Source organism: Luteimonas panaciterrae (assembly GCF_020511115.1).
Taxonomy (GTDB): Bacteria; Pseudomonadota; Gammaproteobacteria; order Xanthomonadales; family Xanthomonadaceae; genus Luteimonas; species Luteimonas panaciterrae.
Genome location: NZ_JAJAVH010000011.1, coordinates 60,806 through 72,471, shown reverse-complemented (window position 1 = coordinate 72,471; position 11,666 = coordinate 60,806). Strand labels below are relative to the sequence as shown.

Sequence of the window (11,666 nt, the reverse complement as noted above, 5' to 3'; positions counted from 1 at the left end):
CAAAGAAAACGCCCGGCACGAAGCCGGGCGTTGGAGGTGCGGGAATCGCGAAGCTCAGCGGATCGATGGATCGAGCTGACGCAGCGCCGAGGCGATATCGGTCTGACCGGTCCGGTCGATATCGTCCTTCGAGTACGAACGTCCCGGCGAGTTGGCGCATTCGCGCTCTTTCTTGCCCGCCTTGCGCGCCTTCGCATTGGCGCTGGCGGTGATGCGCGAGCCGGTGTCCTGCAGGCAGTTGCGGCTGTTGACGTTGTCGGTGGCGCTCGTGCCAATGGCAGTCGCGCCGTCGTCGGCCGTCGTCGCCGGAGCCGGCGTCTGGGCGGCGGACATGCCCGCGAAGCCGCCAATCAGAAGCAGCAGAAGCAATTGCGGAAAAGCTGGTCGTTTCATTTCGCACCTCGCATCGATGTGGAGGAAAGGCACGGCGACAGCGCCGCCGGATGTCTCGACGCTACGCCCGGCCCGCACAACGGCGGCTGAGCGGAAATGGAGGACGTGCGCTCAGTCACGCACGCGGGCAAGTCGCTGGCAATGCCGCCTTGAGCGCGGCGATCTCGACCTCGGTGGCGGGCTTGGCCTCGCCCCCGCCACCGCCGTCGAACAGCACGTGCCAGGTTCCGTCCGCATCGCGTTTCCAGGTGGAGATGAAGCGGCCGCTGCGGTAGCGCGGGTCGGCGCCCGGGCGCGGGTCTTCCAGCCAGTACGGCCCCATCGACAGGGCGATGTCCGGAGCGCCGCCGATGACGACCTGCTCGGGATGCCAGCGCAGCCGCACCTTCTCTCCTTTCACCAATGGCGCCCAACCTTCGGCCACCGCCTTCGCGCCACGTAACGGTTGCGGGCCGCCGATGAACACCGCGCCAGGATGCAGATGCTCGGCGAACGCACCCGCATCATGGTCGGCCACCGATTGCGCGAAGCTGCGCTCACGCATCCAGACCTCGCATTCGGCGGCCGACATCGCCGGGGCGGCCGGCGGCGGCCCAGGCTCGGCTGCGGACGCCTTCAGCACCCAGGCCAAGCCGATCAGCATTACGCCTGCCAGGGTCGGCAACCATCTCGCTTCGGTTCGCATAGCCGGTCTCCGCATGATCGATATCGTCGACTGTCCGCCGCATGCCGGTCGCGGGCATGCGACGGAAGTCATGCCGACCCCGAATCGTGACAATGGCACCTGTCTCCGGACCGACATCCGGCAGCGTTTATCATGTCGCGATGAACTTCCTTTCCCGCCTGTTCGCGACCCTTCTCCTGGTCGCGGCATCGCTCTCGGCGTGCACCACCACGCCCCGCACCGCCGCCACTCCCGCAGCCGACACCGTCCTGCTCATTTCCATCGATGCGTTCCGCGCCGACTATCTCGAGCGCGGCATCACGCCCAACCTCGCGCGCATCGCCAGCGAAGGCGTGCGTGCGCGGTGGATGAATCCGTCCTATCCGTCGCTGACGTTCCCCAATCACTACAGCATCGTCACCGGCCTGCGCCCCGACCACCACGGCATCATCCACAACACGATGCGCGATGCGGAACTCGGCGGCTTCAAGCAGTCGGATCGCAAGGCCGTCGGCGATGGCCGCTGGTGGGGCGGCGAGCCGATCTGGGTAAGCGCCGAGAAAGCGGGTATTCGCAGCGCGACCATGTTCTGGCCCGGCAGCGAGGCAGCGATCGCCGGCATCCGGCCATCGCAATGGAAACCGTTCGAGAAGGAAATGCCCGCTGCCGCGCGCGTCGATACGGTACTGGGCTGGTTCGACTTGCCCGAAGCGCAGCGTCCGCGCGTGATCACGCTGTATTTCGACAAGGTGGACACGGTCGCGCATGAAAACGGCCCGGATGCGCCGGAAACCATCGCCGCCATCCGCGAAACCGATGCCGCGATCGGACGCCTGCTCGACGGCCTGACCGCACGCGGACGGCTCGATCGCACCAATCTGATTGTCGTCTCCGATCACGGCATGGCGACCGTCGCGCCGGGGCACGCGATCGCGGTGGAAGACATGGTGACGATGCAGGAAGCGGCCGTCGTCTCGATCGGCCAGGTGATCGGCATCGCACCGAATCCGGGTTTCGAGCATGCAGTCGAACGCAAACTGCTCGGCCCTCATGACCACTACGATTGCTGGCGCAAGGGCGAACTTCCTCCCGGCTGGCATTTCGGCACGCATCCGCGCATTCCACCGATCATCTGCCAGATGCACGAAGGCTGGGATGCCGGCCCGCGCGAAGCCGTCGCCAAGCGCGCCAAGGAAGTGACGCATGCGCGCGGATCGCACGGCTACGATCCGGCGCTGCCGTCGATGCATGCGTTGTTCCTGGCGCGCGGGCCGGCGTTCAAGCGCGGCGCGCTGATCGCGCCGTTCGACAACGTCGACGTGTATCCGTTGCTGGCGAAGCTGGTGGGCATCACACCGGTGCGCAATGATGGCGACATCGCGCCATCGTTGCCGGCGTTGCGTGAGCACTGAGCACATTTAATACGTTTCGATTGCCGTCCATGGCGCGGCATGATCGGCTTCGGACTGCCCGGCCCGACCATCCATGGCCGGGCGTTCGGAGCCGCAGCCGATGCCGATAGGGCGTCGGCTAGACGCGACTCCTCACCCCATGTCCGAATCCGGCGAGTCCACTCCCCGGACCGGTGCTAACCTGCGTGCATGACTACCCACGCTCCCGAGACGCTCCCGCCCGAGCATGTCTGTGAACAGGCCCGCCTGAGCCGCGACCCGCGCTTCGATGGGCTGTTCTTCACAGCCGTCCTCAGCACCCGCATCTACTGCCGCCCTGTCTGTCCGGCGCCGTGGGCGAAACGCGTCGTGTACTACGGCTCGGCGGCGGCGGCGGAAGCAGCCGGCTATCGCCCCTGCCTGCGCTGCCGTCCGGAATTGTCGCCTTCGGACGGCGCATGGCGCCGTGGTGACGCCGCGCTCGCCCGCGCCCTGAAACTGCTCGACCAGGGCTTCCTGGCCGACCAGCCGCTATCGGCCCTGGCCGATCGTGTGAACCTCGGCGAACGCCAGCTGCGCCGCCTGTTCGTCGAGCGACTCGGCGCGGCGCCGGTCGGCGTGCACACCACGCGCCGGTTACTGTTCGCCAAGCAACTGCTCACCGAAACGCATCTGCCGATCACCGACGTCGCGCTCGCCGCCGGATTCGGCAGTCTGCGCAGATTCAATGCCGCGTTCAAGGATGCCTATCGCATGGCGCCACGCGATCTGCGACGCAAGCCGGCGGCGGCGATCGAATCCGGCAACGAAACCCTGACGCTTCGCCTCGGCCTTCGCCCGCCCTACGATTTCGCCTCGATGCTGTCCTTCCTGCGCGGGCGTGCGCTGCCCGGCGTGGAAACAGTGGATGAAGTCAGCTATGCCCGCGCCATTCCCGCCGAAGGCGCGGGCATGCCGCCCGGATGGCTGCGCGTCAGTGCGTGGCCCCAGCGCGGCGATGTTCGTGGCGATGCCACCGATCACGCGCTCAAGCTCGAACTGCATGCGCCGCTTGCTTCGCGCCTGCTCGACATCGTCAACCGTCTACGCCGCATGTTCGATCTCGATGCGGATCCGCATGCGATCGCCGATGCGCTGTCGCGGGACCCGCGTCTGGCGCCCCTGCTGCAAAAGCGGCCGGGACTGCGGCTACCCAGCGGCTGGGACGGCTTCGAGATCGCCGTGCGCGCCATCCTCGGACAACAGGTCAGCGTGGCCGCCGCGCGCACGTTCGCCGCGCGTACCGCGCAGCATTTCGGCACGCCATTGCCGGCCGAACATGCCGCGCATGGCTTGACGCACCTGTTCCCGACGCCGGAAACGCTGGCCGACGCCGATCTCACCGTCATCGGCCTCACGCGCACGCGCGCCGAGACCGTGCGCACGCTCGCACGCGCATTGCTCGATGGCCGCGTCGATTTCCGCGTCGACCGCACGCTCGAGGATTTCGTCGCGCGCTGGACTGCCCTGCCCGGCATCGGTCCCTGGACCGCGCACTACATCGCGATGCGCGCGCTCGGCCATCCCGATGCGTTTCCCGCGGAAGATCTGGTGCTGCAAAAAGCCGTCCCGATCGATGGTTCGCGCATGAGCGCACGCGCCTTGAGCGCGCGCGCGGAAGCCTGGCGCCCGTGGCGTGCGTACTCCGTCATCCACTTGTGGCGCGACAGCATGCCGGTACCGATCACCGGTGCCATCGCGAAAACCGCATCCGGCGGTGAAACGGCTCCCACACCCAAGTCCACGAAGAAATCCCGGAAGGCGGCATGATCACGTATCAGCACATCGACAGTCCGGTGGGACAACTGCTGCTTGCAAGCGCGGACGACGGGCTGCGCATGATCGAGTTCGAGCATCCCTGGCATCCGTTCAAACGTGACGAACGCTGGCACGAGGGCGATGACGACGTCCTGCGAGTCACCCGTACACAGCTCGGCGAATACTTCGCCGGCAAGCGCCGCGACTTCGACCTGCCGCTCGCCCCGCACGGCACGCCGTTCCAGATGCAGGTCTGGCGCACGCTCGCGGAAATTCCCTGGGGCGAAACCTGGAGCTACGCGCAGATGGCGCACCGCATCGGCCAGCCAACCGCTACCCGCGCAGTCGGCGCAGCAAATGGCCGCAATCCAATCCCGATCGTGCTGCCCTGCCATCGCGTGATCGGCAGCGACGGCTCGCTCACCGGATTCGGCGGCGGTTTGCCGACCAAACGCTTCCTGCTGACGCTGGAAGGCGTCCTGCGCGACGAGGATGATCTGTTCGCGCAGGCGAGTTAGCGAGCCAAATCGGGAAATCAGGGCGTTTCGCCAGCCTGTTCTCGCACGGCTCGCTGCACGGCGCCGCCTTGATGCAGGACCACGGCCACGACACGCTTCTGTGCATCGCGCTCGAACACGAGCTCCGCGTCCACCACCTTGTAGAAGAAGCGATCGCGCTCGCTCGCGAACAAGGGCAGGAATGACTGCCCCGTGAGCTGCGCCTGCAATTGTCCCCTCTCCAGTTTCACCGTCAGCACTACCTGCGGCGCGAAGCTGTACTTGCCGACATAGGCTTGCAGAACCTCCGGTTCAAGAGTGATTTCGCGGCGCAACGTGGTTTTCGCGACGTCTCCGGTCCGCGCGAACACCTGCGTCTTGCCGTTCTGCGCTAGCTCCACCGCTCGCACCCGGCCGCTCTTGCGGACGACATGCAAACCGGCATCCGCCTCCGATAGCGCATACCAATCGCCGTCGAGCGGATGCAATCGCAATGCCGGCTGCCCCGCCAATTGCGCCATCAGCAGACCGTCGCGCTCGAAGATGCCGAGCCCCACCGTGTCCAGCGCATATTGGCCGGCCACACCACGATCAATCACCCGCGCTTTCGGTGCGACGGACTTGACACCCAATGCAGCCAACCCGACTGCTGTGGGATCCGCATCGCCGCTGACGAGCACAACGATGCCGCGCTTTTCGTCGGGACGAAATCCGACGAAGCTGTGGAACCCCGCGGTCGCACCGTTGTGCCAGTACACAGGCGCCCCTCCCGCGCGCCCGACATGCCAGACGCGGCTCAACGAGAAGCCATCGGCCTCTTCGACCACGATATCGAGGTCGCGCTGCAAATCCTGATGCAACGGCGAACGTATCGTCCCAAGAAATACCTGCAGCAGTCGCGCGAGATCACCGCCACTGCTCCAAAGCGCGCCGGCGCCGGACAGCGCATCCATATGCCAGATCGGTACCGGCTTGCCGCCGCTGATGGCGATCGCGGCATTCTCGCCTGGTGCAAAAGCGGTATGGCGCAGACCGAGCGGCTCGATCACGCGATCCTCCAAGGCCTTGCGATAGCCCTTGCCATCCACCTCGCCCAGCAACCAGCCAAGCAGACCGGCACCGAAGTTGGAATAAGCATAGAAATGTCCCAGCGGTTGTCCCGCGCGCGTCGTCTCCATACCGGCTCGCAATGCGGCATTGTCGTAATCGGCGTACGGATCCTGCGGATCAGCGGGCGCCAGATTCGCGGGAAGGCGGGACAAACCGCTGCTGTGCGTGGCAAGCGCATCCAGCGTGATCTTCGCGACCTCCGGGTTCCGTAACTTCCATTCCGGTTGCAACGATCCGATCGTGGTCGACCCGTCGACCTTGTCTTGCGCGGCCATCTCCGCCAGCAGCATGAAGGTGAACACCTTGGTGACGGAGCCGATCTGGAATTGCGTGTCGGCACCCGGCTTGGCATCCAAGCCAGGACGAACAACACCGAATCCATGCGTGGCGACATCCTTGCCATGCACCTCCATGACGACCGCTCCCGCGAGGCCGCCCTTGTCCTGCTGTTCACGAGCCCAAGCCATCGCTTGATCGTCCGCGGCCACGGCACAGCAGGTGAAGCCGTACAAAAGCAGGAATGACAATCCGGTCATACGTTTCATTCCACGTCCTCCGGTGAAAGCGATTCGAGATGGCGATCGAGTTGTTCGGCGCGCGTGCGCAGTTTTGTTCGTGCCACATACCTGTTGAGCCAGGCGACGCCGACACCGAGCGCGATCACGCCAGCGATATAAGAGAAAAAGACGAGACGGATACTCATGCCGACCATGTCGTTCTTCACCGTCCACACGCCATCCGCATGCGACAGGGTCAGACCGATCACGCCGACCATGCACGGCATGACATACCAGAGCCACGCTCGCTCCAGCATTCGCGCCTGCGCCAGCAACATGTCGCGCTGATGGACGAGATAACTCCGCAACGGCAGATCGTGACGCGGCTCCGGCGCATCGCGGCGGGCTTTGCGCAATCGAAACGGCACCCAGATCGCCCACAACACCAATTCCGCCGCAAAAGCAGCGCCCATCCAGGCATGGCGGCCCGCCTCGCTCCAAGCGACGTAGCCGAAGAACAGCGCCACCACGATGGCCACCACGGTTTCCCGCCTGTCCCGCGCACGGATCTGCTTGTGCAGCACGCGATCCTGCGCCTGTACTTCGGCCAGCGACATCGCGGGAGCCACGGCGGAATCGCGCCGCCATTGCTGCTGGATCTGGCTCCAATCCATCGCTTTTCCGCTCATCATCGATCCTCCAGGAATCGCGCCTCGAACGCCTGGCGCAGCCGCGTCATGCGGATGGCCACGGCATTGGGCGTCAGCCCCATCACATCGGCGATCTCCTCGCGCGACAGCCCTTCGAGATCCAGCATCAGCACGCCGCGCTGCACCGGATCCAGACCGGCGAGAAACGCGTCGAGCACGCTCATCGGATCACGTGGGTCGCCGCTGTCGCCGTGCTTGACCGCTTCCTCCAAAGGCTGGTGCTCGCGTCTCGGTTTCCGCGCGTGGCTGAGCGCTGTGTTGAGCGCCACCCGATAGACCCAGGTTCCGAGCTGCGCGCGACCATCGAATCCGGAGAAACTGCGCCACAGCTGCAGATGCATCTCCTGCAGCAGGTCCCGGTAGTCGTCCGGCCCGGCATAACGACGCGCCAGCCGCACCAGTGCGGCCTGGTTGTCGCGCAGCATCTCGGCGAAAGCCTGCTCGATGTCGGTTCCGGTCATGACGACGCGTTCTGGGGCCCTTTCTCCATTGGTCGCGGGCCGGGGCGATTTTTTTCAGGCGGTCCTTTCGCCCTGGTCAGCCGTGTGGGCTAGCCGGGACCGCTTACCCCATCAGATGGCGCATCGCATCCGCATACCCGGTGGCAACGGCATCGCGATGCTGATGTCGTCCTTCGGCGACGACCCGCACGCCGGCGACCGTGACCTCGCGCACAGGATTGCGATTGCCGCTAAAAATCCAGCGATCGACGGCATCCTCGGTGGTGGCGCCCGCGAACTGCGGCGATTGCGCATCCAGCACGACGACATCATCGACGCCCTGGAATCCCGTCGCGTTCGCCGCCGTCTTCGTCACCTCGCGCAGCAGGGTCTCGCCGACACTTGGCGAATCGTTGCCAACGGCGATATTGCGATGCCGCGTCGCCAGGCGCTGGCCATATTCGAGCCAGCGCAACTCCTCCACCGGCGACACCGAAATGTGCGAATCCGAGCCGATGCCCCAGGCACCACGCACATCCAGGTAATCGCGAAGGGGAAACAGACCGTCGCCGAGATTGGCTTCCGTGGTCGGACACAAGGCCACGGTCGCACCGCTGCGGGCGATACCCTGCACCTCGTCGGGCGTGAGATGGGTCGCGTGCACCAGCGTCCAGCGCGTGTCGACCTCGGCATTGTCCAGCAGCCATTCCACCGGACGCGCATCGCGGACCGCCAGGCAATCCTGCACCTCGCCGATCTGCTCGGCGATGTGGATATGCACGCGGCTGTCGCGCGGCAAGGCCGCCAACACCGTGCGCATCGCATCCGCTGGCACCGCACGCAGGCTGTGCAGGGCACACCCCACACGCACGGCATCACCGACTTCCGCGCGCAGCCCATCGAGCAGCCGCAGATATGCATCGACATCGTGACCGAAACGACGCTGCCGCTCGGTGAGCGGACGTCCGTCGAATCCGCCGCTCATGTACAGCACAGGCAAGAGCGTCAGGCGGATGCCGGTGTCGTGCGCGGCACGGATCAGCGCCCGCGACATCGCCGCCGGATCGTCGTAGGGCCGCCCATCCGGCGCATGATGCAGATAATGGAACTCGCAAACGGTGGTGTAGCCCGCCTCCAGCATTTCGACGTAGAGCTGCGACGCCACGGCATGCAGCGTGTCCGGATCGAAGCGCGCGGCGAAGCGGTACATCGTCTCGCGCCAGGTCCAGAACGAATCTTGCGCGTCGCCAGGTCGGGCCGGTCGTGCTTCGATGGTCCGCCGCTCCGCCAAGCCCGCCATCGCGCGCTGGAAGGCATGCGAGTGCAGGTTGGCGATGCCTGGCAGCTGCCAGCCCGCGGCGTTCGGCGCATCGGTCCAGCCTCGTGGCGTCCAGCGCTGCGGCGTCGGCATGCTTGCTCCTGCGTTTGGGGAACGGATGGATTAGGCTAACGCTTTCGGAGATCGCGCACACCCATGACCGCGGCCACCACGTTCACGGTTCTGATTGCTTTCCTGGCACTGACCGTGCTCCTTTTCATCTTCGTCGTGCGCTCTTCGGGTTCGCGGCGCAAACGATCCGATGGCGGCGGCGACGGCAGTGGAACCGGAACCGGCGGCGATGGCTTCGGCGAATACCGCAGACACGATTCAGATGCCGCGGGGGACGGCGGTAGCGATGGCGGCGGTGACGGAGGTGGCGGTGGCGACTGAACGCAAGGACGGCCTGATCGTCAACGCAACCCTGGTCACCCTCGACGGCGACGCCGGTTATGGCCTGATCGAAGACGGCGCCCTGGCCTGGCGCGACGGCATCCTCGGCTTCGTCGGCCCTCGTTCCGCATTGCCCGCGGATGTCGACGACTCCACGGCGATCGACGCCGGCGGCGATTGCATCACGCCCGGCCTGATCGATTGCCATACCCACACGGTCTTCGCCGGGGATCGGGCCGGCGAATTCGAACAACGCCTGCAGGGCGCGAGCTACGAACAGATCGCGCGCGCCGGCGGCGGCATCCTGTCCACCGTCCGGCACACGCGGGAAGCCGGCGAGGACGCGCTCCTCGCGCAATCGCTCCCACGCGCCCGCGCGCTGCGCGACGACGGCGTGACCACGCTCGAGATCAAATCCGGCTACGGCCTGGACTACGAAAACGAGCGCAAGATGCTGCGCGTCGCCAAGCGTGTCGCCGACGAACTCGGCATCGGCGTGCGCACGAGTTTCCTCGGTGCGCATGCACTCCCACCGGAATTTTCCGGACGTGCCGACGCCTACATCGACGCTGTCGTCGACTGGCTGCCGCGCCTGCATGCCGAAGGCCTGGTCGACGCCGTCGACGGCTTCTGCGAGCGCATCGGCTTCAATCAGGAGCAGACACGGCGCGTCTTCACCGCCGCGCGCGCGCTCGGCGTGCCGGTGAAACTGCATGCCGACCAGCTCAGCGACGGCGGCGGCGCCGAAATCGTGGCTGAATTCGGTGGCCTGTCCGCGGATCACGTCGAATACACCTCGGTGGCGGGCGTCGCCGCGATGGCTCGCGCCGGCACCGTCGCAGTGCTGTTGCCGGGTGCCTTCCACGTGCTGCGCGAAACGCAATTGCCGCCGCTGGAGGAATTCCGCGCGCAAGGCGTGGCGATGGCGGTGGCCACCGACTGCAATCCCGGCACTTCGCCGTTGCAATCGTTGCGCCAGGCGATGCAGCTGGCCTGCACGCATTTCCGTCTGACACCGGAAGAGGCATTGCGCGGCGCCACGACCCATGCCGCGCGCGCGCTCGGCCTGGACGACCGTGGCGTGCTGCATCCGGGCCTGCGCGCCGATTTCGTGCGCTGGCGCATCCGGCAACCGGCCGAACTGTGTTACTGGCTCGGCGGCAGGCTCGCCGCGAGCGTCTATGCCGATGGACGATTGCTGACCTCATCTTGAGCTGGAACCCGCCATGCACCGTGCATTTTTGATCGCTCCGCTTCTTTTCCTCCCGGCCATCTGTTTCGCGGCCGACAACACCGGCTCGGACGTAGCGCGCGCGCTGGCGCAGCATGCCGTGATCGTCGACACCCACATCGATGCGCCCGGCATGTTGACCGAGCATTGGATGGACCTGGGAGCCAGTACCGACAAGAACGGAGCGAAAGGCCGGGAGTTCGACTACGCGAAGGCGCGCGCGGGCGGGCTCGATGTCGCCTTCATGTCGATCTACACCTCGGCCCAGCAGGATGTCGACGGCAGCGCCTGGCAGATCGCCAACACCATGATCGATTCCGTGGAAGCGTTGGTCGAACGCCATCCCGACAAGTTCGCGCTGCTTCGCTCGCCGAAGGATGTGGATAGCCTGCGCAAGGGCGATCGCGTGCTACTGCCGCTGGGCATGGAGAACGGCGCACCGATCGGCGACGACATCGGCAACCTCAAGTTCTTCTTCGATCGCGGCGTCCGCTACATCACCCTCGCCCATAGCGCCGCCAACCGCATCGCCGATTCCTCGTATGGCGTGGAACGCAAGTGGCACGGCCTGAGCCCGTTCGGCAAGCAGGTGGTGGCGGAGATGAACCGGCTCGGCATCATGGTCGACGTCTCGCACATTTCCGACGAGTCGGCGCGCGATGCGATCGCACTCAGCCGCGTGCCGGTGATCGCCAGCCATTCCGCGTTCCGGCATTTCACGCCGGATTTCGAGCGCAACATCAGCGATGAGCTTGCGAAAGCTGTCGCGGCGAAAGGTGGCGTGGTGCAGATTCCGTTCGGCATCGCATTCGTCAATCCGAAGGGTGCGGCCGACACGCAGGCGCACTTCCGCGCGATCAACGATTTCAACAAGCGCAATGCCGAACTGAAGGCGGCCGGCAAGCCGGAAGAGGATCGTGATGCCTTCGAAAAGGCCTGGTCCGCCACGCATCCGGCGCCGGCAACGAAGATCGATGCCGTGCTCGATCAGATCGACTACGGCGTCAAACTGATCGGCGTTGACCACATCGGCATCGGCTCCGACTTCGATGGCGTCGACGGCGAACTGCCGGACACGCTGCGCACCGTCGCGGACTATCCCAATCTCGTCGCCGGATTGCAGGCGCGCGGCTATGCCGATGCCGATATCCGCAAGATTCTGGGTGGCAATTTGCTGCGGGTGTGGGCAGAGATCGAGAAAGGCTCGGGAAAGCCCTAAACTCCT

12 protein-coding genes are annotated in these 11,666 nt (G+C 65.8%); 6 read left to right on the top strand and 6 right to left on the bottom strand.

What is annotated here, in order from left to right; all coding sequences use genetic code 11:
• Window positions 1-54: 54 nt before the first annotated feature.
• The gene (locus LG367_RS13155) at window positions 55-393 is read right to left on the bottom strand and encodes a hypothetical protein (protein WP_226469718.1); all 339 of its coding nucleotides are present in this window, start codon (window positions 391-393) and stop codon (window positions 55-57) included.
• Window positions 394-508: 115 nt separating this feature from the next.
• On the bottom strand, window positions 509-1,057 hold the full coding sequence (locus tag LG367_RS13150; protein ID WP_226469717.1) for a YybH family protein: 549 nt from the start codon (window positions 1,055-1,057) through the stop codon (window positions 509-511).
• A 161-nt stretch (window positions 1,058-1,218) separates the two neighbouring features.
• Here LG367_RS13150 and LG367_RS13145 point away from each other — a divergent pair, with 161 nt between their 5' ends.
• The 3 genes from LG367_RS13145 (at window position 1,219) to LG367_RS13135 (ending at window position 4,763) form a co-directional block, all read left to right on the top strand.
• Window positions 1,219-2,469: an alkaline phosphatase family protein gene (locus LG367_RS13145; RefSeq protein WP_226469716.1), complete on the top strand. Its 1,251-nt coding sequence runs from the start codon at window positions 1,219-1,221 to the stop codon at window positions 2,467-2,469.
• A gap of 189 nt (window positions 2,470-2,658) precedes the next feature.
• Window positions 2,659-4,257, top strand: coding sequence for a DNA-3-methyladenine glycosylase 2 family protein (locus tag LG367_RS13140; protein WP_226469715.1), 1,599 nt, complete (start codon window positions 2,659-2,661; stop codon window positions 4,255-4,257).
• On the top strand, window positions 4,254-4,763 hold the full coding sequence (locus LG367_RS13135; protein ID WP_226469714.1) for a methylated-DNA--[protein]-cysteine S-methyltransferase: 510 nt from the start codon (window positions 4,254-4,256) through the stop codon (window positions 4,761-4,763). Before LG367_RS13140 ends, LG367_RS13135 begins: the two co-directional genes overlap by 4 nt.
• A 17-nt stretch (window positions 4,764-4,780) precedes the next feature.
• Here the strand turns inward: LG367_RS13135 and LG367_RS13130 are convergent, their stop codons facing one another.
• From LG367_RS13130 to LG367_RS13115, 4 genes are all read right to left on the bottom strand, one after another.
• Window positions 4,781-6,319, bottom strand: coding sequence for a serine hydrolase (locus tag LG367_RS13130; RefSeq protein WP_226469713.1), 1,539 nt, complete (start codon window positions 6,317-6,319; stop codon window positions 4,781-4,783).
• 74 nt (window positions 6,320-6,393) lie between these two features.
• Window positions 6,394-7,041, bottom strand: coding sequence for a hypothetical protein (locus LG367_RS13125; protein WP_226469712.1), 648 nt, complete (start codon window positions 7,039-7,041; stop codon window positions 6,394-6,396).
• Entirely contained in the window at window positions 7,038-7,520 is a 483-nt protein-coding gene (locus LG367_RS13120; RefSeq protein WP_226469711.1) for an RNA polymerase sigma factor, read from the bottom strand. Before LG367_RS13120 ends, LG367_RS13125 begins: the two co-directional genes overlap by 4 nt.
• Before the next feature lie 103 nt (window positions 7,521-7,623).
• On the bottom strand, window positions 7,624-8,910 hold the full coding sequence (locus LG367_RS13115) for a formimidoylglutamate deiminase (RefSeq protein WP_226469710.1): 1,287 nt from the start codon (window positions 8,908-8,910) through the stop codon (window positions 7,624-7,626).
• Between the two features lie 63 nt (window positions 8,911-8,973).
• Here LG367_RS13115 and LG367_RS13110 point away from each other — a divergent pair, with 63 nt between their 5' ends.
• From LG367_RS13110 to LG367_RS13100, 3 genes are read left to right on the top strand one after another with little or no spacing between them, the layout of a single operon-like run.
• Window positions 8,974-9,210, top strand: a complete 237-nt coding sequence (locus LG367_RS13110; protein WP_226469709.1) for a hypothetical protein — start codon at window positions 8,974-8,976, stop codon at window positions 9,208-9,210.
• Window positions 9,200-10,423 carry an imidazolonepropionase gene (hutI, locus tag LG367_RS13105; protein ID WP_226469708.1) on the top strand — a complete coding sequence of 408 codons (1,224 nt, stop codon included), beginning with the start codon at window positions 9,200-9,202 and terminating at the stop codon, window positions 10,421-10,423. The genes LG367_RS13110 and hutI overlap by 11 nt, the downstream gene beginning before the upstream one ends.
• Window positions 10,424-10,436: 13 nt before the next feature.
• Entirely contained in the window at window positions 10,437-11,660 is a 1,224-nt protein-coding gene (locus LG367_RS13100; protein ID WP_226469707.1) for a dipeptidase, read from the top strand.
• The last annotated feature ends 6 nt before the right edge of the window (window positions 11,661-11,666 follow it).